This is a genomic window from Labrys sp. ALF-8, from assembly GCF_059699065.1.
Genome location: NZ_AP048538.1, coordinates 1073626 through 1097866, shown reverse-complemented (window position 1 = coordinate 1097866; position 24241 = coordinate 1073626). Strand labels below are relative to the sequence as shown.

At 63.9% G+C, this 24241-nt stretch carries 25 protein-coding genes and 1 pseudogene; 14 read left to right on the top strand and 12 right to left on the bottom strand.

Annotated features, from left to right (window positions below; all coding sequences use genetic code 11):
* The first annotated feature begins 43 nt into the window (after positions 1–43).
* A complete protein-coding gene (locus tag AC6H34_RS25000) occupies positions 44–760 on the top strand; it encodes a HisA/HisF-related TIM barrel protein (protein ID WP_497540588.1) in 717 nt (238 codons plus the stop codon).
* A 148-nt stretch (positions 761–908) separates the two neighbouring features.
* On the opposite strand, the gene fae is transcribed toward AC6H34_RS25000, so the two are convergent.
* From fae to AC6H34_RS24965, 7 genes are all read right to left on the bottom strand, one after another.
* Positions 909–1415 carry a formaldehyde-activating enzyme gene (fae, locus tag AC6H34_RS24995; RefSeq protein ID WP_448147651.1) on the bottom strand — a complete coding sequence of 169 codons (507 nt, stop codon included), beginning with the start codon at positions 1413–1415 and terminating at the stop codon, positions 909–911.
* A 157-nt stretch (positions 1416–1572) separates the two neighbouring features.
* Positions 1573–2418: a triphosphoribosyl-dephospho-CoA synthase gene (locus AC6H34_RS24990; protein WP_497540587.1), complete on the bottom strand. Its 846-nt coding sequence runs from the start codon at positions 2416–2418 to the stop codon at positions 1573–1575.
* Positions 2415–3326, bottom strand: coding sequence for an ATP-grasp domain-containing protein (locus AC6H34_RS24985; protein WP_497541278.1), 912 nt, complete (start codon positions 3324–3326; stop codon positions 2415–2417). Before AC6H34_RS24985 ends, AC6H34_RS24990 begins: the two co-directional genes overlap by 4 nt.
* Positions 3327–3391: 65 nt before the next feature.
* Positions 3392–4381, bottom strand: coding sequence for a methenyltetrahydromethanopterin cyclohydrolase (gene mch, locus AC6H34_RS24980; protein WP_448147649.1), 990 nt, complete (start codon positions 4379–4381; stop codon positions 3392–3394).
* Positions 4311–5516, bottom strand: a complete 1206-nt coding sequence (locus tag AC6H34_RS24975) for an ATP-grasp domain-containing protein (protein ID WP_497540586.1) — start codon at positions 5514–5516, stop codon at positions 4311–4313. Before AC6H34_RS24975 ends, mch begins: the two co-directional genes overlap by 71 nt.
* On the bottom strand, positions 5482–6375 hold the full coding sequence (locus AC6H34_RS24970; protein ID WP_497540585.1) for an NAD(P)-dependent methylenetetrahydromethanopterin dehydrogenase: 894 nt from the start codon (positions 6373–6375) through the stop codon (positions 5482–5484). Before AC6H34_RS24970 ends, AC6H34_RS24975 begins: the two co-directional genes overlap by 35 nt.
* Positions 6372–7403 carry a beta-ribofuranosylaminobenzene 5'-phosphate synthase family protein gene (locus tag AC6H34_RS24965; RefSeq protein ID WP_497540584.1) on the bottom strand — a complete coding sequence of 344 codons (1032 nt, stop codon included), beginning with the start codon at positions 7401–7403 and terminating at the stop codon, positions 6372–6374. The genes AC6H34_RS24970 and AC6H34_RS24965 overlap by 4 nt, the downstream gene beginning before the upstream one ends.
* Positions 7404–7583: 180 nt before the next feature.
* Here AC6H34_RS24965 and AC6H34_RS24960 point away from each other — a divergent pair, with 180 nt between their 5' ends.
* From AC6H34_RS24960 to AC6H34_RS24900, 13 genes and pseudogenes are all read left to right on the top strand, one after another.
* A complete protein-coding gene (locus tag AC6H34_RS24960) occupies positions 7584–8657 on the top strand; it encodes a formyltransferase (protein ID WP_497540583.1) in 1074 nt (357 codons plus the stop codon).
* Positions 8651–10285 carry a formylmethanofuran dehydrogenase subunit A gene (locus AC6H34_RS24955; protein ID WP_497540582.1) on the top strand — a complete coding sequence of 545 codons (1635 nt, stop codon included), beginning with the start codon at positions 8651–8653 and terminating at the stop codon, positions 10283–10285. The genes AC6H34_RS24960 and AC6H34_RS24955 overlap by 7 nt, the downstream gene beginning before the upstream one ends.
* On the top strand, positions 10273–11193 hold the full coding sequence (gene fhcD, locus AC6H34_RS24950; RefSeq protein ID WP_497540581.1) for a formylmethanofuran--tetrahydromethanopterin N-formyltransferase: 921 nt from the start codon (positions 10273–10275) through the stop codon (positions 11191–11193). The genes AC6H34_RS24955 and fhcD overlap by 13 nt, the downstream gene beginning before the upstream one ends.
* Complete coding sequence (locus AC6H34_RS24945; RefSeq protein WP_497540580.1) at positions 11193–11999, top strand: formylmethanofuran dehydrogenase subunit C; 807 nt, start codon at positions 11193–11195, stop codon at positions 11997–11999. The genes fhcD and AC6H34_RS24945 overlap by 1 nt, the downstream gene beginning before the upstream one ends.
* 109 nt (positions 12000–12108) lie before the next feature.
* Positions 12109–12315: a hypothetical protein gene (locus AC6H34_RS24940; RefSeq protein ID WP_448147641.1), complete on the top strand. Its 207-nt coding sequence runs from the start codon at positions 12109–12111 to the stop codon at positions 12313–12315.
* A gap of 141 nt (positions 12316–12456) precedes the next feature.
* Positions 12457–14022: a sensor histidine kinase gene (locus AC6H34_RS24935; RefSeq protein ID WP_497540579.1), complete on the top strand. Its 1566-nt coding sequence runs from the start codon at positions 12457–12459 to the stop codon at positions 14020–14022.
* On the top strand, positions 14019–14720 hold the full coding sequence (locus tag AC6H34_RS24930; protein WP_448147639.1) for a response regulator transcription factor: 702 nt from the start codon (positions 14019–14021) through the stop codon (positions 14718–14720). Before AC6H34_RS24935 ends, AC6H34_RS24930 begins: the two co-directional genes overlap by 4 nt.
* Before the next feature lie 175 nt (positions 14721–14895).
* The gene (gene pqqA / locus AC6H34_RS24925) at positions 14896–14988 is read left to right on the top strand and encodes a pyrroloquinoline quinone precursor peptide PqqA (protein WP_448147638.1); all 93 of its coding nucleotides are present in this window, start codon (positions 14896–14898) and stop codon (positions 14986–14988) included.
* A gap of 56 nt (positions 14989–15044) precedes the next feature.
* On the top strand, positions 15045–15944 hold the full coding sequence (gene pqqB / locus AC6H34_RS24920; RefSeq protein ID WP_497540578.1) for a pyrroloquinoline quinone biosynthesis protein PqqB: 900 nt from the start codon (positions 15045–15047) through the stop codon (positions 15942–15944).
* Positions 15941–16959, top strand: a pseudogene (gene pqqC / locus AC6H34_RS24915) (pyrroloquinoline-quinone synthase PqqC). Before pqqB ends, pqqC begins: the two are co-directional and overlap by 4 nt.
* The gene (pqqE, locus tag AC6H34_RS24910) at positions 16956–18089 is read left to right on the top strand and encodes a pyrroloquinoline quinone biosynthesis protein PqqE (protein ID WP_448147636.1); all 1134 of its coding nucleotides are present in this window, start codon (positions 16956–16958) and stop codon (positions 18087–18089) included. Before pqqC ends, pqqE begins: the two are co-directional and overlap by 4 nt.
* The gene (locus AC6H34_RS24905; RefSeq protein ID WP_448147635.1) at positions 18086–18766 is read left to right on the top strand and encodes a hypothetical protein; all 681 of its coding nucleotides are present in this window, start codon (positions 18086–18088) and stop codon (positions 18764–18766) included. Before pqqE ends, AC6H34_RS24905 begins: the two co-directional genes overlap by 4 nt.
* Positions 18747–19112, top strand: a complete 366-nt coding sequence (locus AC6H34_RS24900) for a hypothetical protein (protein WP_448147634.1) — start codon at positions 18747–18749, stop codon at positions 19110–19112. The genes AC6H34_RS24905 and AC6H34_RS24900 overlap by 20 nt, the downstream gene beginning before the upstream one ends.
* Positions 19113–19289: 177 nt before the next feature.
* Here the strand turns inward: AC6H34_RS24900 and AC6H34_RS24895 are convergent, their stop codons facing one another.
* The 5 genes from AC6H34_RS24895 to xoxF5 all read right to left on the bottom strand — a co-directional run bounded on the left by AC6H34_RS24895 (position 19290) and on the right by xoxF5 (position 24098).
* Positions 19290–20102 carry a quinoprotein dehydrogenase-associated SoxYZ-like carrier gene (locus AC6H34_RS24895; RefSeq protein WP_497540577.1) on the bottom strand — a complete coding sequence of 271 codons (813 nt, stop codon included), beginning with the start codon at positions 20100–20102 and terminating at the stop codon, positions 19290–19292.
* Between the two features lie 52 nt (positions 20103–20154).
* Entirely contained in the window at positions 20155–20703 is a 549-nt protein-coding gene (locus tag AC6H34_RS24890; protein WP_448147632.1) for a PQQ-dependent catabolism-associated CXXCW motif protein, read from the bottom strand.
* Positions 20700–21524 carry a substrate-binding domain-containing protein gene (locus AC6H34_RS24885; RefSeq protein ID WP_497540576.1) on the bottom strand — a complete coding sequence of 275 codons (825 nt, stop codon included), beginning with the start codon at positions 21522–21524 and terminating at the stop codon, positions 20700–20702. Before AC6H34_RS24885 ends, AC6H34_RS24890 begins: the two co-directional genes overlap by 4 nt.
* A gap of 55 nt (positions 21525–21579) precedes the next feature.
* Positions 21580–22047, bottom strand: coding sequence for a c-type cytochrome, methanol metabolism-related (locus AC6H34_RS24880; protein ID WP_448151283.1), 468 nt, complete (start codon positions 22045–22047; stop codon positions 21580–21582).
* A gap of 248 nt (positions 22048–22295) precedes the next feature.
* Complete coding sequence (gene xoxF5, locus AC6H34_RS24875; protein ID WP_497540575.1) at positions 22296–24098, bottom strand: lanthanide-dependent methanol dehydrogenase XoxF5; 1803 nt, start codon at positions 24096–24098, stop codon at positions 22296–22298.
* Between the last annotated feature and the right edge of the window lie 143 nt (positions 24099–24241).

The window sequence follows — 24241 nt, the reverse complement described above, 5'->3', positions numbered from 1 at the left end:
GACTTCGATCGGGCTTGTTCCCGGCCCGGCAAAGAGGTTCCGCTTGCCCAGCTCCAGTGGCCGACCCTTCGACATCGTGCCAGTTCTCGACATCAGGCATGGCCAGGTAGTGAGGGCGCGTGCGGGTGATCGGGAACACTATGCGCCCATCGTTACTCCATTGAGCGCTACCGCCGACCCTGTGGACGTCGCGCGCGGCCTCCTGGGGCTGGTTTCGGCGCGCCATATCTATGTCGCCGATCTCGACGCCATCGAGGGACGGGGCCGGGACATCGAGAGCGTCCGTCGTCTCGCGACCACCTTCCCTCAGGTGGATCTTTGGATCGATGCCGGCATAGGCACGCTTGAAGAAGCCGAGAAGCTCCTCGAGCCTGGCCACTGCAGCCTCGTTCTCGGTTCGGAGAGCCAGGTCGACTCCAACCTGCTGAAAGCCATGGCCGGCAGAGCCGTGCTGTCCCTGGATTTCCGCGGCAATCAGTTCATGGGGCCGCCCGCGCTCCTGAACGATTCCAGCCTCTGGCCCGACAGGATCATCGTCATGACCCTTGCACGCGTCGGGACGGGTCTCGGGCCGGATCTCGACAGGCTGGCTTGGGTGAGGGCGCTCGCACCGCAGGCGAAAGTCTACGCCGCGGGCGGCTTGCGCGGCCCGGACGACATCGCTTCTCTCGTCGATATCGGTGTCAGCGGCGTTCTGGTCGCCTCGGCGCTTCACGACGGGCGCCTGGATGGCCGGCATCTTGGTTCCGTGGCTGAATAGCGGACGCGCGCGGCGCCCTGGAGGAAACCAGAGGAGCCGGAGCTCCTCTGGGATAGGGTCAACGTCCGAGGAAGATGGCTGCCAACCGCCGAAGCAGACCCGCCGGCATGGGCGCCGCGGGGGCGTCCTGCCCGGGGTTGTCCCCTGTCTAAGCAGCGAAGGGGTGCTTGACCTGTTCGCGCTTGCTGGTCGCTTCCGCCGCGGAGGGCCAGCCCTGGACGGCACGCTCGATGGCCTGCTTCGTCGCTTCGTAGTTGAATTTCTGGATCTTGGCGTCGTCCGCCGCTTCCCAATGGATGAAGACGCCGACACTGATGAAGATGTCGTCCGCTTCGTCGGCAGGGATCGTTCCGTCGGCGACGCTGTCCTGGACGGCGCGGGCGACGGCATGCTGGGCGGGGCCGAACATCTGCACGGCCTGCTTGGCACCCTTGATGGTCACTTTATTGAACAGAAGGGTATTCGGCTTGCACTGCAGATTGGGTGCGATCACGGCAAGAAGGGCCGTGAAGCCATCCTTGTTGTTGGTCAAAGCATTACAGAAAGCCGTCTCCGCAGCGGAACCGCGGGGACCCATGATCAGGTCGATGTGCGCAACTTCGTTGCCGTCGCCGACAAGAGATTCGCCGATCAATACTTTGTTGATCTTCGCCATAACGAAATAGTCCTCCCTACGAGAACAGTAGCCGCTCCGAGCTGGAAGGCGGCCGGGCCATCTATCCTTGTTTTCAGCGTTCGGCATCTTGCCGAACCGGTTGGCCAGATAGCTATGAGAGCGTAACCGCGCATCCTGCTGCCAGCAAGTATGCTGTTCAGGATTTCGAATCCGGGAAACGCATGATCGCGGCGGCGAACAGGGTCGCCACCGTAAAATCGGCAGTCGTTCCTGGGTTGAGGCCTCCTTTCTTGAGTTCGGCATCGAATGCCAGCAAGGGCTCGTGCGCGCCGGGGCCGATAGGCACCTCGCGCAGGATCTCGGCGGCGCGCGCCCGCACCGCTTCGGCCTGCTCCGGGCCGAACTTGCGGGCGATGTGGGTATCCGGCGCGTAGGACAGAAAGGCCATGTGGATGGCGGTGGCGCACCATTGCTCGTCCAGGCCCTGCAGAAGGGCCGACTCGCGGGCCTTCAGGCCGATCTCGAACACTTCGTCGAAGTCCGTCACATAGGCCCGGGCGATGCGATCGCGCTCTGCCGCAGCGGCCATGGCGGCGCGCAGGTCGATGGTGGGCGGAGCGACGACGTCATGCTTGTCGGAACGCCCCAGGCCGCCTGGAGAAGCGAGGCGGATGGCGGCGAAGGCGTCGGCGGCATCGCCGATGCTCAACTCGCGCAAGAGGACGGCAAGGCTGGCGCGCAATGCCCCGCCTCGTTCCGCCGCGGCCGCGAGAGGCGCGCAGAGCAGCACGATTCCCAGATTGGTATTCCAGCCGACATGGGCGTGCGTAGCCTCGATCGCACCGAGGATTCGCTGCCCGACGGTGGCGCCGTCACGGGTGATCGGAAGAGCCGATACGTCGGCACTGATCTCGAAATCCTCGACTGTCCCTCCGTGCCCGCCGGCGAAATCGTGGACATTGCCCGGCTTCAAGGCCCGCAATTCCGCCGTGCAGGCGTTGCGGTAGGTGGCGGGGAGATCGGGGAGCCGATGGAAATTCATGATGCCGCCGCCATGGTGGGGCGGTGAGCGGCGTAGACGGCCTTAAGGAAACCGCGAACGACGGCCTCGCCGATGTCGACCTCGCTGATGCTCTGCAGGCCGGACCACGACGGCATGCTGTTCACCTCAAGCACCTGGAACCGCCCATCGCCGTCTTCGATGAGATCGACACCGCTATAGGAGACGTCGACTGCCTGCGTGGCCCTCACCGCCAGACTGGCGGCCTCGGCCGGCATGGCCCAAGGCGTTGGCCGTCCGCCCTGATGCACGTTGGTGATCCAGCCTTCCCCCTCGCGGGCCATCGCTGCGATCACGCGTCCCTCGCAAACGAACACACGATAGTCGCGCCAGCCCTGCATGCGCCGGGGAACAAAGCGCTGCAGGTAGTAGACACGCGCGACTTCTTCCAGATCCGGCAGATCATCGGGTGTGGCGACGAGGCGCAGTCCCTTGCCTTGGGAGCCGAACAGGGGCTTGAGGACCAATGGACGCTCCGTGGTCGCCTCGCGCCTCACGATGTCTGCGGCGGCCTCTCGCGTGGAAACCACGAAGGTGTCGGGCGTCGGTATGCCGGCCCGGGCGATGAGCAGGCTGGTCATTGATTTGTCGACGCAGCGTTCGATGGCGCGCGGATCGTTCCATACCACCACGCCGGCGGCGACGAGGGCATGCAGGACGCCCAGCCGCATGGTCGTCGCCTCGAAGGTGCCGCCGGATATCGTGCGCAAGAGCACACCGTCGGGCAGTTCCCCGTCGAAACCTGGAATGCGCAGCGGCTCACCTCCGCCCGTGACGATTTTCACATCCGCCAGCGAGAAAAGGACGGGTTCGATGCCGGACGCTCGCAGCGCCGCAAACAGGCGCGAGCGGTGCCATTCGCCATTGTCCGCGGCAAGCCCGACACGCAGGGGGCGGGCGGCGCCTGTTTCCGGCATGATCACGTCAGCGTGCCCTTTCGTCGGCAGGGAGGGTGTCAGGAGAAGGATGCATTGACGAGTTCCGGCATGATCTGCCCGCCGCGGTAGGTCTGCCCGTTTTCAAGGGCCGTCACCATGACCTCGGCCGGGCTGAAGAGGTGGGGATCGATGGCATAGAAGTCGCCGTTGAAGGCCGAGAATATCTCCGCGAATGGTTTGCCGTGATCGCGCGAGGCCGCGCTCGGCAGGGCCTCGGCCAGCGCGGCGGCCGCGGCGGCTGAACCGGAAACGAAGAGCTGCACGCGCCCGCCATAGATGATGGCGTCGTTGGTCCGGCCCATGGCGCGCACGAAATTCGGTGTCGGTGGGGCGAGGGGAGCTGTTCCCATGCCGTCGACGATGTGGGCGAGGGGAAAGCCCAGGGTGTGAGCCTTGTGCAGGGCGACCTCGAGCACTCGTGATACGACCTGCGTCGTTCCGGCTAGGCTCTGCGTGGGCGCATAGATGAAAGTGAGCGCCTTGACCGGTAAACCCGTCGCCTCGGCCACCTTCTGGATCACCGCCTCCGGCGGCGGGGAAGCGGTCTCAAGGACGAGCACGGCGCTGTCGGCATTGTCGTGATAGCCGAGTTCCATGAAAAGCGGCTCCACTCGCGCCGCGGCACGTCCCGGCCCCGAGCCAAGTGCGAAATAGGCGCCCTTGCCGGTACCTGTGTTGAGGCTCCAGCCGGCATATTGACAGCCCAGGCAGGCGAGCACCGGGTTGGCGGTGCGCACCGTCACCGAAAAAGGCCAGCTGGCGACCGGACCGCTCGGGGCGAGCGAGACTTCGCCGAGGCCTGCCAGACAAATCTCGGCAATGCGGCGTCCGGCTTCGACGGAGCCGGTTGCTTCCGCTCCGGCATCGATGAAGCGGCAGTCGCCCGGTCCGGCGCTAACGGACAGCCGCAAGCTTCCCGCATCGGCGACGAGCTTGTCAGTCAACGGCTTGGCCAGCGCGTTGACGCTCAGAGGCTCCAAGAATCCAGTCACGAGACCTGTTCCCATCCTGAAGAAGCTGGACGACACCCCTGCCGCGCACTTCCAATGTTGTCTTCACCGCTTCCGCATCGGCGCCACATGCGCTGACGGTACAGATCGGAGCTCCCGCCGGTATGGCTGTTCCTGGAGATGGCCTGTCCATCACATGAGACGGCCATAGGACATCCGGAACCCATGAAATCCGGCGGTGAGCGTAGACAATCATGGTGCCGGTCGCTTGGTCCGGCGGCTTTTCCTCCGCCCCCAAATGTCCCAATGACGCCTCCCAATGGCGCAGGAACAGCGGAGTCGGGCGCCTGTCGAGACAGTCGAGCGTGGCGCCGGGCCGCGGATTGATCTCGAGCAGCCACCATTCTCGCCCGTTGGCGAGGAAATCTGCGCTCGCAAGGCCCCGCAACCCGAATTCGGCGGTGACGCGGGCAATTGCGGCTGCCATCCCGGGGAGGATATCGCCGGGTGCGCCTGCCTCGATGGCGCCGCCATACCGCCACGGCGCGTGCTGGGAGGGGGAGGTCCATTGACGCGTGACCGCGACGACCTGGCTTTCGTGACCGTCTGCGAGAAAGGCGATCGATAGGGGCTCACCGGCGACCCGCCTCTGTAGATAGCGGCCGGGACGAAGGCGCCCCGTTATGCCAGGGCGAATATGGCCGCCCCCGGAGCCTCCGCTCCGCTTCTCCAGCCATATGCCGTTCTCGTCGGTCGGCGCCGTCCGAATGGCCGGATGCGGAATCTCCAGCCTCTCCAGCGCCGAGGCGAAATCGACGGGGTTCTTGATCCGGGCGACTGTCTCGGGGGGCGCGCCTATCAGGGGAAAGCGACGCGCGATTGCCCGCATCAGATCCGGATTGCGCTCGAAGCCGCTGCCGAGGACGATGCCGGAGACAGCGCCGTCAACGCTTCCAGCCAGATCTTCCAGTGCAGCGAGGAGCGCCTTTCTAGCCAGGGAATTGCCGAACAGGCCCGGGACCTGACGGTAGGTCTCAGCCAGGCATCTGGTATCGCTGTCCCCGAACATATCGGCGACAAGGGGGCGATATCCCGCCCGCCGGGCCGCTGCGGCAAGGCTGCGCCCGGACTGTGCGGCGATGAGGACAGCGCCGCCCTCAGCCGGCGATCTCGACCGCAAGCTTGTAGGCATCACGAAAATCCAAGGTAATGGGCTTCTCCGTCGCCAGTAGCTGGCGAAAGAGGCCGAACTCGGTCTTGTACTTGATGTTGCCGATGGCAAGGGCACCGATTCCAAGCGCCTTGCCTGTGCCGAAGGGGTCACCGCCGGCCATCACCCCGACGCCTTCCAGTCCGGCAGGGGGCACTGCGTTGACATCCGCTGCGACGAGCAGGTTGCCGACGGCATCAAGTTCGGTCGAGGACAGGATGTTCATGCCAGCGGGGCCGGCCGAGAGAATGACGTCGACGCCTCGTGCGGCCGCCTCCCGTGCCTGCGTATTCGAGCCATCGGCATGGCCTACATCGACCGAGAACCGTTCCTTCATGCCCTGGCTGATATCGTGAACCCGCCTGTCGCCGTCGTGCCCCACCAGTACGGGATGGCCTCCGTCGAGGGCGACGAGAACAGCCGCGCAATAGGCGACGACACCGGTGCCGCCGTAGACGGCCACCTTCTTGCCGGCAAGGCTCGTGCCGTGCTTGTCGCGAAGCACCTTTCTCACAGCCGCGACCATGGCGGCGCCGGTGGTGAAGGAACCTGCCGGGTCGGCGAAGACATTCAGCATGAAGGGCTGAACGAAGGCCTTGCGTGCCGCGTCCAGCATGTCCAATGCCAGGCCGCCATTCTTGCCGGCGATGAAGATTGAGGTTCGCTTGCCGTCATTGGGCGACCGGGAAAAGATGGCGTCCTGGACGAGAGAGCGGACATCCTCGATGGTGACACCGGTATAGGGGACCACGGCATCGAACCCCGCATCGACGGCCATGTTCACGTCGAACGGACTCATGTGTTTGAGCGGGGACAGCATGTGCAGAATTGAACGGCTCATTGCGGCGTATTCCTTTTTGCTGCCATGCCGGCCCTGACTTTGGCGCCCTGGTTGCGCCCCCTTGCGATTCTCAGGTGGATACCAGGGGGCAGGCCTGTCGAGTTCAGGTGAGCGACGAGCTCTCGCGCTTCGGCTTCGGATCCGGTGATGGCAAATCCTGTCGGGCCCCAGGAACTCTGGCCCACGCCGAAGATGCCGTGCTCTTCGCAGGCCGACAGCATGGCCGCCACGCCCGGGCTGAAGAACCGACCGCCCTGGGCCGGCGCGAAATGATCGCCGATGCGCCGCTGCAACTCCGATACCCCCTCGCCGAAATTGCGAAGGTCCCCGATTGCGGCAGCAGGCAGGATCCGCATGAGGGCGAGGTGGCACAGATGCGCCGCGTCCGCGATGGGGAAGGGCGGCAGCTGCTTGAAGGCGCTGACCTCGGCCTCGCCATGGATGCCGTCGGTAGAGGTGTCGAAGATGAGGAGCACGCGCCAGGCCGGGGGGAAGACCATGCGCGCGATCATTGGTGGAGGGCTGTCGTCGTGGCCGCGACCGCCGTCAAGGATGAGGCCGCCTTGAAGGAACGCGGCGAGGCCGATACCCGAACGGTTCCCCCGATCGAGAGCTTGAGCCGCGGCCCTGGCCTGGAAGGGGACGCCGTGCAGGCGGGCGAGCGCGGCGGCGACCGCGAAGGCGAGCTGGGTACCCGAGCCAAGCCCGGCATGAGCCGGAATGCTCTTTCGCAGCCTCATATGCCCGCGCAGGGGAACGCCGAGAAAGCGCGAAGCCGCCTCGCCATAATGGAGCAACCGTTCCGCTTCCTCTCCTTCGGCCACAAGGGTCTTGGAGTCGGTTACGATGAGGTCCACGGCCGGTTCGTTCAGGGCGAGACCCAGGCTGCCGAAGCGGCGGCCAAGGCCTCCATTGAGGTCCAGGAAGCCCAGATGAAGGCGTGCAGGGGCCTGCACGCGGATGAAGCCGGACGGCAGGCGGGAGGATTCACTCGCCGGGGATAAGGTGCTTCCCTTGTGTTGATACATCGGCACTCCCCCTCAATAGGCCAAATATCACCGAAAAGAAGAGCATGTGGCAACGCGGGCCATTCTTAGAAATCATCAATATTATTCTTATAATTTTGCCAGAGACAGTCAGAGCACTTGGCCGGAGACTATAGCCGTTGTTACGACTATGCCCGTCAAGGAGTTAGAGGCGAGGCGTGAATGCGAGCCTGGATCAAGGGGAGGTCCGTCGAGCAAGGAGAAGCGATCGCCGCCATTGGCGAGATGCTGGCCAGGGCGCGCTATCCCCTCGTCGGCGGCCTGTCGGGGGATGTCGACGCTCTTCGCGCGGCCTATCGCCTGGCATTTCGGGCCGGCGCGGCGCTCGACAGCCACGGCTCCGATGCGCTCTACGCCGATCTCGGTACTCTCGCTTCGCGTGGTGCGATGACGACGACCTGGGCCGAGGCGCGGGAGCGTGCCGATCTGTTGCTCATCGTCGGTGGTGCGGCGGCAGACTCGCTCACGATCGCGGATCTCCTGGCAAGGGCGCCCACGCGGGCGGGAGCAGCGAGCCGCCAGCTGGTTTCCGTCGGACGCGCCGTCCAATCAGAGCTTCCGCAGCAGGTCGTCGATAGCGATGCCTCCCGACTGCCCGCCACCCTGGCTCTCTTGCGGGCGGTCGTGTCGAGGCGGCTGCCCTCGACCGGTGATGCGGCGCAACTCGCCGGGGTTGCCCGGCAGATCGGCGATTGCCGGTTCGGCGTCGCGGTCTACGATCCGGCCGAACTGGGAGCGCTGGGCGTCGACATGCTGCAGGGGCTGGTGAAGGATCTCAACGAGAATACGCGCTTTTCCAGCCTGCCGGTCGGCATCGAAAAGTCCTCTCGCGCCGCGCTTGCCGTCGGTGCCTGGACGACGGGCGAGCCCCCTCGCATCGGCCTTGGCCGTGGCTATCCCGAGCATGATCCCTGGCGCTTCGACGCGGCACGTCTGGTCTCGAGCGGGGAAGCCGATGCCATTCTCTGGCTGGGAGATCTCGGACCAGGGGTGTTGGCGGAAGGAAGAACCATCCCAACGGCTGCCGTGCTGGTCCATGCCAGGGGCGGAGAGGCCGATATCGTCATGGAGGTTGCCGATCCCTGGGAACAGGGCATGGGCTCTGTGTTCGACGAGAGACGGGGCACCTTCGTCCATGTCGAAGCCGCAAGTCCCGGCGGACAGCCATCGGTGGCTTTCATCCTTGATGCCATCGGCGATGCGCTCCCGAAGCAGGAGGGAGATCGGCCATGCTGACCCGGATCGCGGGAGGACGCGTGATAGATCCCGTCAGCCGACAGGATGGCGTCTCGGACATATGGGTTCAGGGGGACCGCATCGTCGCGCCGCCTGCGAATGCCGTACCGGATGAAACCATCGATGCAGAGGGATGCATCGTCATGGCCGGCGCCATCGACGTGCATTCCCATATTGCCGGCGGCAACGTGACCCTCGCGCGGCTCCTTCTGCCCGAACTGCATGTCAGCGAGACGATGGGCAATCCCGCATTGCCGTTTTCGACCGCGCGCTGGTCCGCCTTCGAGACCGGCCGCCTCTATGCCAGCATGGGCTACACCACCGTCGTCGAGCCCGCCCTGGTCCCCACCGCCGCGCTCGCAACGCATCTCGAACTCGACGATATTCCGCTGATCGACAAGGCGGGATTGACCGTCCTCGGCAATGATGACCACTTGCTCGCCTTGTTGCGCGACAGGGCTGGTTCGGATGCGGTGCGGGACCTTGTGGCACTCACCTTGGCGACGTCTCGCGGGCTTGGCGTCAAGGTCGTCAATGCGGGCGGTGCGGCGGCCTTCAAGGAGAACATAAGAGCCTTCGGGCTCGACGACGTCGTGCCGAGCTACGACCTGACGTCGCGCCAGATCGTCCTCGCGCTGCTCGATGCCGTCGAAGCCATCGGCGTGCCGCATCCCCTGCATGTCCACTGCAACAATCTCGGCTTGCCCGGGTCCGACGAGACGCTGGTCGCCACCATGGCGGCGGCCGAGGGACGGCGTATACATTTCGCCCACGCGCAGTTCTACGGCTATGCGAGGCATGAGGCGGGTGGTTTTTCCTCCGCGGCCGCCTCGATCTGCGCGGCCCTCGCCGAACATCCCAATGTGACGCTCGACGTCGGGCAGGTGGTGTTCGGGCAAACCACGACCATCTCCCTCGATATCCTCCGGCAGTTCTCAGGCCGGAAGTCTGCGCGCCCCCGCAAGTGGATTCTCGTCGACGGGGATGCCGAAGGCGGGGGGATCGTGCCGTATAACTATCGGCGCAGGAACGCCATCAACGCGCTGCAATTCGCCATCGGGCTGGAGTTGTTCCTGCTCTCGCCGGATCCGTGGCGGGTGCTGCTCACGACCGATCACCCCAATGGCGGCCCTTTCACGGCCTACCCGCGCCTGATCCACCTGCTCATGGACAAGGAGGAGCGTGACCGTGCGGTGGCTGCGTTGCCCGCTATCGCCCGCGAACGCTCGGGCGTGGCAGGCATCGAGCGTGAATACGGTTTTTCGGAGATCGCCGTCATGACCCGTGCAGCGCCGGCACGCCTGCTGGGCCTGCTCGATCGCGGGCACCTTTCGCCGGGAGCCCGGGCGGATGTCGCCATCTATCGCGATCAGGCCGATCGGACGGCGATGTTTTCCCGTGCCGAGACCGTACTGAAGGACGGGGCCGTCATCCTGCGCTCGGGCGAGCCACTGGGCTGGCGCAGCGGCCGGACGCTGACTCTGGCGCCGGACTATGACCCGGCGATCCGCCCGCATGCCGACCGCTATCTGGAGGATCGCTTCGGCGTGGGATTGAAGGGCTTCGCCGTGCCCCAGCAGGCTTTCGCGGAGAGGCAGGTGTTCGAGGTCGAGCCATGTCGGAAGTGAGCGTTGCTGAACTGAGCCTCAACGGCATCGCCATCGACGATACCTTTGCGGAGGCCTTCGGTATGGCCGGCGCAGGGGTGGTGATCACGGCGGATACCCTGCATTGGGCCGAGATCGCAGCGGCGAGCCTGACGGGCTTCGCGACCTCGGTGATCGGTTGCGGCGTGGAGGCGGGGATCGATCGCTTTCTTGCACCAAAGGAGACGCCTGACGGCCGGCCCGGCATACGCGTGCTGATGTTCGGCTTCGATGGTGCCAGCTTGGCCAAGCAGTTGGCGCGCCGCGTCGGGCAATGCGTCCTCACGAGCCCCGGATCCGCATGCTATGCCGGCTCCGAAGGTCGCCAGCGCCTGAAGCTGGGGGCGAACATCCGCTACTTCGGAGATGGCTACGAGAGCGCCAAGCGCATCGGCGGGCACCGCTACTGGCGCATACCCGTGATGGACGGGGAGTTCCTCTGCGAGCATGATACCGGGTTGGTGGAAGCGGCAGTAGGCGGTGGCAACCTGTTGTTCCTGGGGCGCGACCAGGCTGGAACGCTTGCGGTCGCGGAGGCCGCTGCCGAGGCTGCCCGGGGCGTCGCCGACGTGATCCTGCCGTTTCCGGGCGGTATCGTACGCTCCGGTTCGAAGGTTGGCGGCCGGGCCAAGGGAATGATCGCCTCGACGAATGATCCTTACTGCCCCACGCTGAAGGGAAGGGCGCGCTCCGCCCTGTCGGATGAGGTCGGCGCGGTGCTCGAGATCGTGATCGACGGCCTCTCGGCTGACGCCATACGGGAGTCCATGCGGGCCGCTTTGCAGGCGGCGGTCGCCGTGGGCGCCGGCAATGGACTGCTCCGCATAACGGCGGGCAACTATGGCGGCAAGCTGGGCAAGTACCATTTCCATCTCCGGGAGTTGGTGTAATGGCGGCACTCGTCCTGCGCCTGCGCGAACAGCCGCCGGAGCGTCTCGATCTATCTGCGCTGGTGCCGCACAAGCTTGCGGGGCTTTCCTCGTCCGAGATCGAGAGGCTGGTGGTCGGTACGTCCCGGTTCGGCGTCCGGGTCGGCGATGTCTTCGGTGTGGAGGCAGGGGAGGCCGCCGAAATCCGCTTCCTCGGCGGATCGACGCGGCTCGACCGGGTGGGCCACGCCATGGAGGGCGGACGCATCTTCGTCGAGGGCGATGTCGGCCAGCGGCTCGGCATCGGGATGCGGCGTGGAGAGATCGAGGTCGGCGGCAATGCCGGGCCATTCGCGGCGAGCGCTGCGACCGGCGGGATCGTGCGTATCGCAGGTTCGGCCGAGGAAGCGGCAGGCGGCGCCGTTTATGGCGCCATGCATGGCCTGGACGGTGGCACGCTCGTGATCGGGAAGGATGCAGGGCCACGCTTGGGCGACAGCATGCGCCGGGGGCTCATCATCGTCGGCGGCGGGGCCGGAGCATATGCGGGTGCGCGGCTGATCGCAGGCACGATCGTGGCCGGGACGATTGGTGACCATCCAGGTTATGGCATGCGGCGCGGCATGATCTTCACGAGATCCCACGGGCAGTTGCTGCCGAGCTTTGTGCCGATCGGCCGTCAGAGGCTGGTGGTTACGCGGCTTATCCGGCGTGCGGTGGGCGAGATTCGGCCGACCTCCGCAGAAATCATTACGGATGAGATGCTGGGATTTGCTGGTGATCTGGCGACCATAGGTAAGGGGGTAGTGCTGGTATCTCCCAATTGACTACTACTGGCACAAGTTTTGCCGGTGTATGTTTCGAAATGCATCGTGAATTAAGAGCACGGGTGGTGATGCACGAGGACGTTCCAATTGAGAACCGGAGTGCTTGCCCATGTTCATACTTCTGTCCGTATGCCTGATGTCTTCCCCCCAGACCTGCCGTGAGGAACAGCTTCGTTGGTCGCTCGACCAGCGAAGCAGCCTGCAATGCATGATGGGTGCGCAGGCGGTGATCGCCAAATGGCATGAAGACAACGGCAAGTGGGAAATCAAGAGCTGGCGTTGCGTGCCCAAGGACAAACTCCTTACGGCGATCTGATAGACGGAATCCTCCCCATCGGCCGGATGGTTCGTGCGTGGGGCGCCATCCGACTTGCATCCCGTCTCCACCTGGGCAACTCTCAGTCTTCGGTCGTCCATCCTAGGCCGGAGCGTGGGCGTTTGCTTGGTTTCGAGGCGCATGGGATCGATCAGGACCAGCCTTTCGTTCTTGATCGCAGGCACGGCGCTGCTCATCCTGCTGGCGACGGCTGGTCTCCTCCTCGCGGTGAGGACCTCCGACCAGGCCGTCGAGCGCCTCACCCTCTCGCAGCGCCGGCTGGACCTTCTGGCCGAGGTCTCGGGACGCCTCACCGATTACGCGTTTGCGGCCGTCGACAGCGCACAGGCGCCAACGCCGAGCCGGTCGCGTCTCACCGCTCTTCACGACCAGATCAATGGCATGATGGTCTCTGCCGATGCGATGGAGGATTCGGAGTCTCCCGAAAGCCCGCGACGCATGCTGACGCAGTTGCGCTCGGATTTCGCAACGCTCGATATGGTCATAACCGGGGCTCTCGACCAGGGCGATGCCGGGGCAAGGAACGACACCATTCGAGGTGCTCTCAACGGTTTTGCGCTGACTGCGGGGCCGAGGCTTTCCTCCCTCGTGGAGGCGGAGCGACAGGCAGTTCTGCGGGGGCGCGAGGACATTGCCCGGACGTCGGCCCGGCTGACCTGGGCGGCGCTGGTCGCAGCGGCAATCGCGATCGTCGTTGCGTTGCTATTGCATAGAGCGATTACGCGGCCTCTGCTGAATCGCATCGGCGCGCTGGAGCTCGCTGCCAAGGCGGTGGGGCGCGGGCGGCTGGACACGCGCCTCGACGTCGGAGCGCGGGACGAACTCGGTCTGCTGGTGGCTCGGTTCAATCGCATGGCCGCCTCTCTGGCGCGGCGGGAGACCAGGGTATCCGAGGATCGCGCCGCCCTCGGGCGCACGGTGGAGGAACGTACCGCCGATCTCACGGCCGCCAATCAGCGTCTCGCCGCCATCGACCAGTCCCGGCGGCGTTTCTTCGCGGATGTGAGTCACGAATTGCGCACGCCCCTGACGGTGGTGTTGGGAGAGTGCGACATCGCCCTGCGATCTGCCTCCATTTCCGACGAACAGGCGCGCGGCGTGCTGGCTACCATAAGGTCGCGAGCGCTCCGGCTGCACAGGCGTGTGGAGGACATGCTGCGCGTGGCCCGTTCGGAAAGCGGGGAAATCTCCCTCGACTTCAGGCGGGTGAGCCTTTCCCGTATCCTGGAGGAGGCGGTCGAGAACTACGCCAGCGTGGCCCGGAGGCACAATCTGGGCCTCGATCTGATCCTGCCTCCCGCACCCGGGGACGTGGTGGCCGACGGGGAGTGGATACGCCAGGTGGTGGAAGGATTGATCGATAACGCCATTCGCCACGGCAAGGGCGCGAAACGCGTCCGGCTGTCCCTGGAGGATCGGCCCGATTCCGTCCGTATCGTGGTTGCGGATGACGGGGTTGGAATACCAAAGGTCGCGCATGAGCAGATTTTTGAGCGTTTCTCGCGTCGGGCAGGGAACGAATCTTCGGGATTCGGCATTGGTTTGGCACTGGCAAGGTGGGTTATTACGCGACATCAGGGCAGCATCGATATAACATCCGACCAAAGTACGAACGGCGGCGCGCAGATCGAGATCATTCTGCCCAAGGCTGCCGATGGGAGCGAAGGCGCGGGATATTTGAGATGAATGTATTGATCGTGGAAGATGATACCGATATCGGCTCGATGTTGACGCGTGGTCTCAAGGCCGAGGGTTTTGACGTGACCGCCGTCGAACGCGCCGACATGGCTCTCGATACGGCGAAGGACATGAATCCCTGCGCGGTCGTGCTCGACATGATCCTGCCGGATGGTTCAGGACTGGATATCTGCCGCGGTTTGCGCGAGACCGGCTACACGGGCCCCATCCTCTTCGTGAGCGCAAAGGACGAGATCCAGGATCGCGTGGACGGGCTGACGGCTGGTGCCGACGATTACATCGTCAAGCCTTTCCAGTTCGATGAACTCGTGGCACGGCTCCGCACCCACCTGCTGCATCGTTCCGGCAGTACGGACGAACATGACAGGTTGATCGTTGGGCGTCTCATACTCGACCATGAGACGCGACAGGCGCATTACGGCACCGTACACGTGCGTCTCACCCAGCGCGAGGCCGAACTCCTTGCCCTGCTCATGCAGAGCGCGAACCATCCGGTTTCGCGAGGCGACATCTTCGATCGTCTCTGGGCCACCCAGGGTGGCGTGTCGCTCAACGTCGTCGATGTCTATGTCGGCTATCTGCGCAGTAAATTCGCCGATATCACCCGGGTGGGCGGTCCCTTGATCGGAACCGTCCGCGGTCGGGGTTTCATGCTGGACATGGCCGGCAATCGATCGGGACGCTGAGATTATCGAAAATTAGACAGGGTGTGGTCTCTCCATGGGAGAATGCTTTTTTGCTTGCCCGAACCAAAGAATAGGTGAATAGTATTCTCTGTAAGTGATCTTCTCATAAGTTAAACCTAAGTGCTTATTTTTTTCTTATGAGAAGCATCATAGATTATACATAGGAGGAATTGCGATGCGCTGGAGCAAGCCGCTCGTTACCGAATACTGTGTTGGCATGGAAGTGACTGGCTACATCTCGGAAGAGGATGTGCCGCCCGAGTTGTGAACCGACCCGGCTGGAAGACATACGGCAGCGCCTGAGCAGAGGTCTTCGGAATGGGCTTGCACGCTGTCGTTCTCGGTTCGGCGGCCGGGGGTGGCATTCCGCAATGGAATTGCACCTGCCCGGTCTGTCGGCTGGCCTGGGCAGGAGATGAACGTGTTCGCCCGAGGAGCCAGTCGAGCCTCGCGGTTTCCGCCAATGGCGAGGACTGGCTGGTTCTGAACGCTTCTCCCGACATCCGCCAGCAGATCATGGCGAACCGGGTGATTCAGCCGCGTGGCGAAATGCGCCACTCTCCGATTGCCGCCGTTCTCGTGACGAGTGGGGACATCGATCATATTGCAGGTCTTCTGAGCTTGCGCGAGCGTCAGCCTTTCCTGCTTTTCGGTACGGCGGACATCTTGGGCAGTCTCGACCAGAATCGTGTATTCGACGTAGTGGCGAGAGATCTCGTCACCCGCAGGGCGATCGAACCGGGTGAGGAATTCGAGCCGCTGGAAGGCCTCGCAGTATCCATCATTCCCATACCCGGCAAGGTTCCGCTGTGGCGCGAGGACGAGCCGATGCATCTGGGAGAGGAGACGGAGGCCACCGTCGGCGTGACGATTGCCGCAGCCGGTCGGCGTATCGTCTACATGCCAGGCTGCGCGGCGGTTTCGCCCGGGGTGAAACGGGCCATCGCCGGGGCTGACCTGCTCTTTTTCGATGGCACGCTTTGGCAGGACGACGAGATGATAACAACCGGCACAGGCAGCAAGACCGGCCGGCGCATGGGCCATATCCCGATGTCGGGTCCAGACGGGTCCATGGCGGCTCTCGCCGGTCTCGAAGTTGGCAGGCGGGTCTTCATCCATATCAACAATACCAACCGCGTGCTCATCGAGGGATCTCCCGAGCGTGCCGCTGCCGAGGCAGCCGGCTGGGTGGTTGCTCATGACGGAATGGCATTTTCCCTATGACGTCGCTTCTATCGCCCTCCGAACTGGAACAAGCACTGCGCGACATCGGCGCCCGGCGCTATCACAGCCTTCATCCCTTCCATAAGCTGCTCCATGGCGGTGGGCTCAGCCGCGACCAGGTTCGGGCCTGGGCGCTCAATCGCTACTATTACCAGGCGCTGATCCCCATAAAGGATGCCTCGATCCTGGCGCGCATGGAGGAGCCGGAGTTGCGCCGGATCTGGCGCCAGCGCATCATCGACCACGACGGGGCTTCCGACGGTGATGGCGGCCTGGAACGCTGGCTGAGGCTCACGGACAGCCTCGATTTCCCGCGCGACTACGTGATATCGACCCGGGGCATCCTGCCTGCGACGCGTTTCGCCGTCGAGGCCTACGTTCATTTCGTGAGGGAACGCTCGCTGCTCGAGGCCATCGCGTCCTCTCTCACGGAGCTCTTCAGCCCGACCATCATTTCCGAACGCGTTGCGGGCATGCTTGCCGGCTATGACTTCGTCTCACGCGATACGCTGGCCTATTTCGACAAGCGCCTTTCGCAAGCACCGCGCGATGCCGATTTCGCGCTCGACTATGTCAAGCAGCATGCAAGGACGCCGCAGATGCAGAAGGCGGTGCTCGATGCCCTCGTGTTCAAGTGCAATGTCCTTTGGGCCCAGCTGGACGGACTGCATTTCGCCTATGTGAACCCGGGCCTGCCTCCGCCCGACGCATGGGTGCCAGGTGAGGAGCGCCCGACATGACGGGCCTCGTGGTCGAGGACGTCCCCAGGCTGCCGCGCGGGGTCAAGCTGCGCTTCGACGAAGTGCGCGGCAAGCATGTTCTGCTGGCGCCGGAGCGGGCTTTCGGGCTCGACGAGGTCGCCGTATCGGTGGTGGAACTGGTCGACGGCAAGCGCAGCGTCGGGGACATCATCGACATTCTCGCCGAGCGTTATCAGGAGGCGAGGGAGGTCATCGCGGGCGACGTCGTCGCCATGCTGGACGATCTTGCGGCCAAGAGGGTGATCGAGCGATGAACCAGGCCGTGCGTCCCGCCCCCAACCCGATCGGCATGCTGGCGGAACTCACGCATCGCTGTCCGTTGCATTGTCCCTATTGTTCCAATCCGCTCGAACTCGACCGTCGCTCGCAGGAAATGGACACGCAAAGCTGGGTGCGTGTGTTTGAGGAGGCGGCGGCGCTCGGTGTGCTGCATGTGCATCTGTCGGGCGGAGAACCCACCGCAAGGCAGGACATTGCCGAACTGACGGGGCATTGCGCCCGCCTGGGGCTCTACACCAATCTCATAACCGCTGGAGTAGGCCCGGCGGAAACGCGGCTCGACGCCTTGGCGGAGGCCGGGCTCGATCATGTGCAACTTTCGATCCAGGCAGCCGGCGCCGACAACGCCGAGCGTATCGGCGGACTGGCGGGCGCCCATGTCCGCAAGCTCGTCTTTGGCCGCCGGGTGGTCGAGCTGGGGCTGCCGCTGACCCTCAATGCCGTCATCCATCGTGGCAATATCGGGGAGGTCGGCGACATCATCGCTCTGGCGGTCGAGATGCAGGCCAAGCGCGTCGAGATCGCTCACACCCAATATTATGGCTGGGCACAGGTCAATCGTGCGGCCCTGATGCCGACACGGGCGCAGGCGGATGCCTCCATCGCAGTCGTGGCCGAGGCCAGGGAGCGGCTGAAGGGGCGCATGGTCATCGATCTCGTGTTGCCCGACTATTATTCGGACTATCCCAAGCCCTGCACCGGCGGATGGGGGCGCCGGACGCTCAATGTCACGCCCTCCGGCAAGGTTCTGCCCTGCCACGCATCCGAGACAATCCCACAGCTGGAGTTCTGGTCGGTTCGCGACCACTCCCTGGCGGAGATCTGGTGGTCGTCGCCTGCGTTCAACGCCTTTCGCGGCACCGATTGGATGCCGGAGCCCTGCCGCGGCTGCGATCGCAAGGAGCGCGACTGGGGCGGTTGCCGATGCCAGGCGCTGGCTTTGGCCGGTGACGCCGCCGCGACGGATCCCGCTTGCCACAAGTCGCCCCATCACCAGCGTATGCAGGCACTTGCTGCAGCGGAGGCGAATACGCAGGAAGCCGTCGCCTATCGCTACCGGAGCATTGGCGCGGCGGTCGAACAGCGGGAAGGACAGCCGGCATGAGGCGCAGGGCAGCAGGTTTCTTCATCATCGCGCTGATGTCCGTGGCTGTTCTGCCGGAAGCAGCCCGCTCGGATGGCGGGCTCCCCGATGCTGCGAGCCTGCTTTTCGACGAGCCGCAGCTTGCCGCCGCGCCCGTGGGCGAGGTCCTGACCTACGATTATCATCGAAAGACATCCAACGACACGCTTTACGGTCCCTCTTTTGAGGACAAGATAAAGCTCACCATCGACAAGGGGGCGACCGAAGGAACCAGGACGGTGGACGTCGTGCTCTTCAGCGGCACTCATCGTCAGCCGGCAGGCCCGTTCGAGGACATGAGCGGCAATCCCATCCTCAGCCTGTTCCTGGAGCACCATATCGAGGTTCTCTCCCAGCTCTACCATGCCAATCCGCGCTATCTGAAGAACGCCATCCGGGCAGCTCTCCGGGAAAAGGCGAATGTGGACAAGGCGGATGTCCCTGTCGGAGGAAAATCCGTGGCCGGCTGGAGGGTGCGGATCTCTCCCTTCAAGGACGATCCCAACAAGGCGCGCATGAATGGCCTGGATACGATGACCTATCAGTTTCTCGTAGCCAAGGGTGTGCCGGGGGAGATCGCGGATATCAGGGTCACGGCGGTCGGCTCCAGCGCCACGCTGCTCGATGAAGGGGTGTCCTATGAAACCAAGTCTGACTAGAGCTCTTGCGGCTGCCTGTCTGGTGGCGGCAACGAGCGTTCCGGCATGGAGTGCGGACGACACCCTCGCCAATGATTACCCGACGCAGGCAAGGGTGGACTATGTCTTTGGATGCATGGCGGCCAATGGGGAGACCCATGACGCCATGGAGCGGTGCTCCTGTTCGGTGGATGTCATCGCCTCGATCCTGCCCTATGACGATTACGTCAAGGCCGAGACTATTCTGTCAATGCGCCAGGGCGTTGGACAGCAGGCGGGCATGTTCCATGCGGTCAAGCAGTTCGACGACATGGTCGCCAATCTGAGGCGAACACAGGCCGAGGCCGAGATCCGCTGCTTCAAGTAGTCGGAAGTCCCGCGACAGGGGAAACCGCCCTGATGGGCATCAGGCGAAGTTGTCCCGATGGGGCGGCCCAGGCGGCTTAGGCTAGAATCCGGTCAGGCCGAACCGATCCTTCAGCCCAACATACGGAGATCGCCGGCATTTCGCGGCCCGTGGCGGTTCCGTCCGAGCGCAGGGGCGCTAGCTTCCGCCCTCGGCCGGGAACGTCTGCTTGAACACATTGCCCTGCGTATCCTTGGCCACCACGCTGACGGGCTGTCCGTTCGGCTCGTAGCTGAAACGGAAGGTCGGGTCCTCGCTCACGGAAATGCCCCCTTCCATCGAAAACAGTTGCTTGTCGCCCTGGGTGACCGTCAGCGTCTGCACGAACCAAGCAGGCGTATAGAGCCGCGTGACCTGATCCATCTGCAGGCCGGAATAATTGGGGTGGCGGATCTGAACCTGCGCTTCTTTCCTGCCGGTGTCGGCGAAGACGCGGAACCGCATCTTGCCGAGATTTGCCTTCGCTTCGGCCGGGTCCTTGACGGCCGGTGCCGAGCATCCGCCGGCGGCCTTCACATAGGACTTCGTCATGTGAAGACTGCCGTCGCTCGTCTCCGCAATGGCCCGGACATAGGAATAGGAGTTCACGCGCACCCGCGTCGAAAGATCGAAGCTCCTGCGCCCCTCTCCGAAGGTGAAGGTCGCGACCTGGGGGGAGGGGTTCTCGTCCACGACGAGGGTGACGGCCCTGACGGTGCGCTCGTCTCCCGCCGGAATTGCGACATGGATGTCGATCGGCACCAGGGCAGCGTCTTCCGCCCGCTTGGGGGCATCGAGCGTGATGGCCGAAGCACCGTCGATTGACCTGTCACCGAATATGGCTGGCTTGATCGATTCCCAGGTCGCGTCGCTCGGTGCATCGGGGTCTGTCGCGAAGGCCGGCGTGGCGAGCGCCAGCAAGGTGGCCAGCGCCGCAAGGCGTCTCACCCCGGATGATTTTGTATGGGTCATGATCGCTCTCCCGTCGTCTGGGATCGCCGCTCCGTTTTCCAGAGCGGCATCTTTACGGACGTGGCTGCACGGTCTCCATCGGCAACGCTGCCGCTTTCCAGCCGTCGACGCCCTCCGAGTACCAATAGATGCGCTGATAGCCATAACCGAGGGCTCGCTTGGCCGCGTTCCAGGACATCCAGCAGTCTTTCCTGCAGAAGAAGAGCAGAGGCCTGCCTCTGTCTCCCTTCGTCAGGTCGGCGAGGTTGCGCTTGAAATAGTCTTCCGTAACGGCGGCGAGTGCACCCTGGCCGACATCTGGGAGCCAGACGGCACCCGCGATGGTCTCATGCGGCGGATCCCGCCAGATAGTTCCTGCCGGCAGGTCGACCGGCTTCGGCGGATGCGGCAGCACGTCGACGAAGACGGTCTGTCCGGCGTGCCACAGCTCGCCTGCGGCCGGCGTAGCCAATACCGTCGCGCCGTGCAGTGTCCGAGGAGTGGGAGCCTTGTAGTTGTCGAGACGGTAGCCCTCAGGTTCCGCGGGTGCCTCGGCCCATGCCGGCACGGTCGCTCCGGCCAGCGCGAGCGCCAGGAGCGCGAGGCTGTCCCGCCTTCTCATTCCTGGCTGTCCGTGTTCGGACCGGCGGCCAGGCCGGACGCCTCGCTGGGCAGGCTCTCGACTGGCACGAGCGGCACGTTGAAGTCTTGCAGGACCTTGTCGATATCCTTCTGCCGCTTGCGGATGACGTCGTTGAGAGTGTGCTTCCAGGCCGTCTCGTTGCCCCGGACACCCATGGTGATGCGATAGGCGAGAGGAGGCCGTTCGGTCTCGTGCACGAGAGGGATGACTTCGAAGGCCACGCTCGACTTCCGGGCAAAATACCCGCCGTTGGGACCCCAGAGGAGCGCGCCGTCGATCGTTCCGGCCGCGAGGTCGGCGATGGCATCTTCCGTTGGGGATTCGTAGCGCCGGTCGACAAGGAGGTCATAGGTCTTGGCGTCGCCGATCATGCCGAGGCGGAGAAGATGGTCTACCGTTGGGGTAGCCGCAATGACGCCGAGCTTCCTGCCCTTGAGTCGAGGATCCTCAAGTGTCTTCACCCCGGCGAGCGGCCCGCTGGCCTTGACCACCAGCACGTAGGTCGAGGCGTAGTAGGGATTGGTGTGCTGTACGATGTCGGAGCCCGAGGCATAGCCGATGATCACGTCGCACAGGCCCGTCGCCAAGGTGTTGCGCACGAAACCGGGGCCTTGCTGCAGCCAATAATAGCGAACGGGCCGCTTGAGTTCGTCACCGATGATATCGGCGATCCGGTTCTCGAAGCCTTCCTTCTTGCGATTGGAGAAGGGCATGTTTTCGGGATCGGAGCATACCCTGAGCGTGCGCGTGTCGACGAGGTCTGGGAGTTGCTGGGCTTGCGCCGCAGAAAAACAAGGCATCGTCGTGGCTGCCGCCACGACGATGAGGAGGGAGGTGGACGTTTTGCGCCGGGCTTCAATTGCCCATGCAGGCGGTTTCGGCATCCTTGGCACTCTGCGGTTTGTCTTCGTGATTTTCGGGCCGGACGCGCGCAAGGGCGCCATCACTGCGGGCCCGCAAATAGACATAGATATCGTCCAGGTAGCACATCACGTTGCGATTGGTGCCGAAGGTGGGCATCACCTTCTGATTGGCCGTATTCACATCCTTCCGGCCCTGCACGACGACCGCGGTGAACTGTTCGTAATTCAAATGCTTGAGGGAATCGACCAGGGCGGGCGCGTAAGTGGAACCCGCGCCGTCGGGGCCGTGGCAGACGGTGCACTCGGAGTGATAGCGGCGATAGCCGGAAAACGTGTACCAGTCCACCTTGCCGTCGGGGCCGACATTGTAGGTCGGTGCGCCGTTGGCATCATAGTATTTGCCGTCTTCATTGCTTGCCGGCTTGGTCGGATCTGCTGCCGCGGTACCCGCCGCCCCGATAAAGGCGAGAAGAGCGACGCTCGCCAGGGCGGCAAGACCGAACCCGGTCGCCGAGGACGCAGGCCGGCGTGCGCAGATGTATTTCGGAACAGACAAAGCTTCACTCCCACTCAGGACGCAGACCGCCATCCACGGGCGGATGGTGCCGCCTCCAGTTGGCAATCGCCGGGTTTTCGCTTGGGTGTCGGGGGCTGGTGCGATGCACCAGCCCCCGACAGGATCGTCCGGTCATCGGACCGTCGCGACCGTTACGGCAATGCGAATACCGTCAGCTGACCGCCAAGGGCGGTGTAGTTGTTGAGCGAAGCGTAGCCGCCGACGGCTCCCAGGCCTGCATTCGGATCGGTCAGGCCCGCTGCCAGGCCGATACCGGCCCAGCCACCCACCCCGGAGAGCACCGCCACGTACTGCTTGCCCTTGTGGGTATAGGTCATCACGTTGCCGATGATGCCGGAGGGGGTCTTGAACTTGTACAGTTCCTTGCCCGTCTTGGCATCGACAGCCTTCAGGTAGCCTTCCAGCGTACCGTAGAAGACTATGTCACCAGCCGTTGCCAGAGCGCCCGACCAAACCGAGAACTGCTCGGGGATCGACCAGACGATCTTGCCCTTGGTGGCATCCCAGGCAATGAAATTGCCCATGCCGCCATGGCTGTTGGGAGCCGGATACATCGACAGCGTGGCGCCGACATAGGGCTGGCCAGGGGTGTAGCTCACCTTGAAGGGCTCGTAATCCATGCAGACATGGTTGGTCGGCACGTAGAACAGGCTCGTCTTGGGCGAGAAGGCCATGGGCTGCTGGTCCTTCGAACCGAGAGCCGCAGGGCAGACACCCTTGGTATTCACGTCTTCACCATTCTGGTCGGTCGAGTATTTGGCGACGACCTGGGGACGTCCATAGGTCGGGCTCGACTTGTCCATGTCCACCTTGGACGCCCAGTTGACGGCCGGATCATACTTCTCGGCGACGAGGAGTTCGCCATTGGTGCGGTCCAGCGTGTAACCGAAGCCGTTGCGGTCCATGTGAACGAGAAGCTTGCGCTCCTTGCCGTCGATCTTGAGATTGACGAGCGGCACTTCGTTGACGCCGTCATAGTCCCATTCGTCGTGCGGGGTCATCTGGTAGACCCACTTGGCCTCGCCGGTGTCGACATCGCGGGCGAAGATGGTCATCGACCACTTGTTGTCGCCCGGGCGCTGCTTGGGATTCCAGGTCGAGGGGTTGCCCGTGCCGTAGTAGACGAGGTTAAGGTCGGGGTCATAGGAGTACCAGCCCCAGGTGCAGCCACCGCCGGTCTTCCACTGGTCGCCCTGCCAAGTCTTCAGGCTCGAGTCCTTGCCGACAGGCTTGCCGAGCTCGGTGGTCTTTTCCGGATCGACGAGGATCTCGTTGTCCGGGCCTTCCGAATAGGCGCGCCAGTCGAGCTTGCCGGTCTTCAGGTCGTATGCCGTAAGATGGCAGCGTACGCCGTATTCACCGCCGGAGATGCCGACGATGAGCTTGTCCTTGACCGGCAGGACGGTGGCCGTATTGGTCTCGCCCTTTTTCGGGTCGCCATTGACGACGGACCAGACCACCTTGCCGGTCTTGGCGTCGAGCGCGACGATAGTGGTGTCGGCCTGATGCAGAAAGATCTTGCCGTCCGCGTAAGCGAGGCCACGGTTGACCGTGTCGCAGCACATCACCGGAATGACGTTGGGATCCTGCTTGGGATCGTAGCGCCAGATGATCTTGCCATCATCATTGAGATCGAGGGCGTAGACGGTGTTAGGGAAGGGGGTGTGGACGTACATGATGTCGCCGACGACGAGCGGGGCGCCTTCATGGCCACGAAGAACGCCTGTCGAGAAGGTCCAGGAGACCTGGAGTTTCTTGACGTTGCCGGCGTTGATCTGGTCGAGCTTGGAATAGCGGGTATTGGCGTAGTCACCTGCTTGCAGGACCCATTGGTTCGGGTCCTGGGTTAGTTTCTGCACCTCATCGTTCGCAAAGGCATGTGTGCCCAGTAGTAGCGAACACACAAGGCCTAGCCAGGCTATTAGATTTTTCATGGGCTTCCTCCGAGTGGCCACCTGCAGCTGCCCGAGGGCAACATGCCGAACTTGATGTCGTTCTTTAGCCTTGGGGATACCTCGTTTCTTCGACAGCGTGTCACAGCCGGCGCTTACGCCTACAGCCGAGCGACCGTGAAAAA

Excerpts from the sequence above, each read along its gene's own strand:
- AC6H34_RS24885 (WP_497540576.1), bottom strand. The coding sequence starts at position 21,524 with ATGCCTTGTTTTTCTGCGGCGCAAGCCCAGCAACTCCCAGACCTCGTC.
- pqqE (WP_448147636.1), top strand. The coding sequence starts at position 16,956 with ATGAACCAGGCCGTGCGTCCCGCCCCCAACCCGATCGGCATGCTGGCG.
- AC6H34_RS24930 (WP_448147639.1), top strand. The coding sequence starts at position 14,019 with ATGAATGTATTGATCGTGGAAGATGATACCGATATCGGCTCGATGTTG.
- AC6H34_RS24905 (WP_448147635.1), top strand. The coding sequence starts at position 18,086 with ATGAGGCGCAGGGCAGCAGGTTTCTTCATCATCGCGCTGATGTCCGTG.
- AC6H34_RS24945 (WP_497540580.1), top strand. The coding sequence starts at position 11,193 with ATGGCGGCACTCGTCCTGCGCCTGCGCGAACAGCCGCCGGAGCGTCTC.
- AC6H34_RS24895 (WP_497540577.1), bottom strand. The coding sequence starts at position 20,102 with ATGACCCATACAAAATCATCCGGGGTGAGACGCCTTGCGGCGCTGGCC.
- AC6H34_RS24890 (WP_448147632.1), bottom strand. The coding sequence starts at position 20,703 with ATGAGAAGGCGGGACAGCCTCGCGCTCCTGGCGCTCGCGCTGGCCGGA.
- xoxF5 (WP_497540575.1), bottom strand. The coding sequence starts at position 24,098 with ATGAAAAATCTAATAGCCTGGCTAGGCCTTGTGTGTTCGCTACTACTG.
- AC6H34_RS24965 (WP_497540584.1), bottom strand. The coding sequence starts at position 7,403 with ATGTATCAACACAAGGGAAGCACCTTATCCCCGGCGAGTGAATCCTCC.
- AC6H34_RS24990 (WP_497540587.1), bottom strand. The coding sequence starts at position 2,418 with ATGAATTTCCATCGGCTCCCCGATCTCCCCGCCACCTACCGCAACGCC.
- fhcD (WP_497540581.1), top strand. The coding sequence starts at position 10,273 with ATGTCGGAAGTGAGCGTTGCTGAACTGAGCCTCAACGGCATCGCCATC.
- fae (WP_448147651.1), bottom strand. The coding sequence starts at position 1,415 with ATGGCGAAGATCAACAAAGTATTGATCGGCGAATCTCTTGTCGGCGAC.
- AC6H34_RS24975 (WP_497540586.1), bottom strand. The coding sequence starts at position 5,516 with ATGCCTACAAGCTTGCGGTCGAGATCGCCGGCTGAGGGCGGCGCTGTC.
- AC6H34_RS24935 (WP_497540579.1), top strand. The coding sequence starts at position 12,457 with ATGGGATCGATCAGGACCAGCCTTTCGTTCTTGATCGCAGGCACGGCG.
- AC6H34_RS24955 (WP_497540582.1), top strand. The coding sequence starts at position 8,651 with ATGCTGACCCGGATCGCGGGAGGACGCGTGATAGATCCCGTCAGCCGA.
- AC6H34_RS24940 (WP_448147641.1), top strand. The coding sequence starts at position 12,109 with ATGTTCATACTTCTGTCCGTATGCCTGATGTCTTCCCCCCAGACCTGC.
- AC6H34_RS24900 (WP_448147634.1), top strand. The coding sequence starts at position 18,747 with ATGAAACCAAGTCTGACTAGAGCTCTTGCGGCTGCCTGTCTGGTGGCG.
- pqqA (WP_448147638.1), top strand. The coding sequence starts at position 14,896 with ATGCGCTGGAGCAAGCCGCTCGTTACCGAATACTGTGTTGGCATGGAA.
- AC6H34_RS24970 (WP_497540585.1), bottom strand. The coding sequence starts at position 6,375 with ATGAGCCGTTCAATTCTGCACATGCTGTCCCCGCTCAAACACATGAGT.
- AC6H34_RS24960 (WP_497540583.1), top strand. The coding sequence starts at position 7,584 with ATGCGAGCCTGGATCAAGGGGAGGTCCGTCGAGCAAGGAGAAGCGATC.
- mch (WP_448147649.1), bottom strand. The coding sequence starts at position 4,381 with ATGGGAACAGGTCTCGTGACTGGATTCTTGGAGCCTCTGAGCGTCAAC.